The organism is Streptomyces corynorhini (genome assembly GCF_003346515.1).
In the GTDB taxonomy this organism is placed as follows: domain Bacteria; phylum Actinomycetota; class Actinomycetes; order Streptomycetales; family Streptomycetaceae; genus Streptomyces; species Streptomyces corynorhini.
Genome location: NZ_QQNA01000280.1, coordinates 1 through 1,661 on the forward strand (window position 1 = coordinate 1; position 1,661 = coordinate 1,661).

At 73.5% G+C, this 1,661-nt stretch carries 2 protein-coding genes and 1 pseudogene; 2 read left to right on the plus strand and 1 reads right to left on the minus strand.

What is annotated here, in order from left to right:
• Both DVH02_RS28715 and DVH02_RS28720 read left to right on the plus strand, forming a co-directional pair.
• Positions 1–627: phosphotransferase (locus DVH02_RS28715; protein WP_147286148.1), on the plus strand; the 627-nt coding region annotated here is incomplete at its 5' end.
• A gap of 139 nt (positions 628–766) precedes the next feature.
• Entirely contained in the window at positions 767–1,300 is a 534-nt protein-coding gene (locus tag DVH02_RS28720; RefSeq protein ID WP_114626773.1) for an EF-hand domain-containing protein, read from the plus strand.
• 115 nt (positions 1,301–1,415) lie between these two features.
• On the opposite strand, the pseudogene DVH02_RS28725 reads toward DVH02_RS28720, so the two are convergent.
• Positions 1,416–1,661: pseudogene (locus DVH02_RS28725) on the minus strand (hypothetical protein); the annotation flags it as partial.

Sequence of the window (1,661 nt, forward strand, 5' to 3'; positions counted from 1 at the left end):
GGCCGGGGGCATCCGGTGACCCTCTGGCACCGGCTGCCCCCGGCCGTACGGCCGGCCGTTCCCGCCGATCTGGCGTCGCTGCTGCGTCTGGTGCACGCGCTGCCCGCGCCCGGTTCCCTCACGCTCCCCCGCCGGGAGCTGCTCGGCGGCGTCGAGCGCTGGCTGGGCATCGCGGGCGACGCGATCGACCCGGCCGACGCCGACTACCTGCGGGGCCGCAGGGACGGCTTCGCCGAGGCCGCGGCCACCCTCGTGCCCCGGCTGCCGACCGGCCCGATCCACGGCGACGCGCTGCCGCGCAACGTCCATGTCGGGCCGGCGGGACCGGTCCTGGTGGATCTGGAGACGTTCTCCGCCGACTTCCGCGAACACGACCTGGTGGTCATGGCGCTCTCCCGGGACCGGTACGGCCTGCCCGCCGAGGCGTACGACTCCTTCACCGAGGTCTACGGCTGGGACGTGCGCGAGTGGTCCGGCTGTCCGGTGCTGCGCGGTGCGCGGGAGACGGCCAGCTGCGCCTGGGTCGCCCAGCACGCCCCGGCCAACCCGAAGGCGCTGGAGGAGTTCCGCCGCCGGGTCGCCTCGCTGCGCCAGGACGACCCCGAGGTCCGCTGGTATCCCTTCTGAGGCAGGGCGGTTCATGCCGGAATGCCGCCTCTTTCATTCTTTCTGATGAAAGCCGGGCCTTCCCCGGATCGCCGTGTGTCACGGCCCGCATAGTGACGGCAGGACGCTCCCCCCCTGGCCTGACACGAGGTGAGAAACCATGCGGACAGAAGCGGTCAACCGGGTCAAGCTCGTCTTCACCCTGTTCGACGCCGACGGCAACGGGTTCCTGGAATCCGACGACTTCGACCTGATGAGCGGCCGGGTCGCCGCCGCCGTGCCCGAGGCCGGGGAGGACCGGCAGCAGGCGATGCGGGCCGGCTTCACCCGGTACTGGACCACGCTCCTCGGCGAACTCGACGCCAATCGGGACGGCCGGATCAGCTACGAGGAGTACCAGGCGTGCGTCCTGAACCCCGAACGGTTCGACGGGGCGGTCGACGCGTTCGCGGCGGGCTTCGCGCGCCTCGGCGACCTGGACGGCAGCGGCACGGTCACCCGCCCGGTGTTCATCGGCATGATGCGGGGGGTCGGCTTCGACCTGGCCAATATCCACGCCCTCTTCGACGCGTTCGAGCCGGACGCGGCCGACCGCGTCCGGGTGGACATCTGGGAGGCCGAGATCAAGAACTACTACGCGCCCGGCAAGGGCGGCATCCCGGCCGACCTGCTGGCGGCTCCTCCGCTGACCTGACCGGGCGCGAGCGGACCGGGCGAGGGCGGACCGGGCGAGGGCCGACCGGGCGAGGGCGGACCGGGCGAGGGCGCCGACCGCCCGGCCCGGTCGGCGGCCCGGCCCGGTCGGCGGCTCAGCCCGGCCGCCGCCCCCACGCCGTCATGACGGTCAGGGCCAGATCGTGGAAGCCGGGCGACGCCAGCTCCTCGTACGCCGCCTCGAAGTCCTCGTGGCACACCGCTCCGTGCGCCACCATCCCGGCCCGGGAACGTTCCAGGTTCATCCGCCACCACAGGGCCTCCGCGCCGGGCTGGCCGACGTCGGACTGGACGCGCGCATCCAGATGATCCACGGCGGCGGCGCGGAGGCCCTGTGGTGG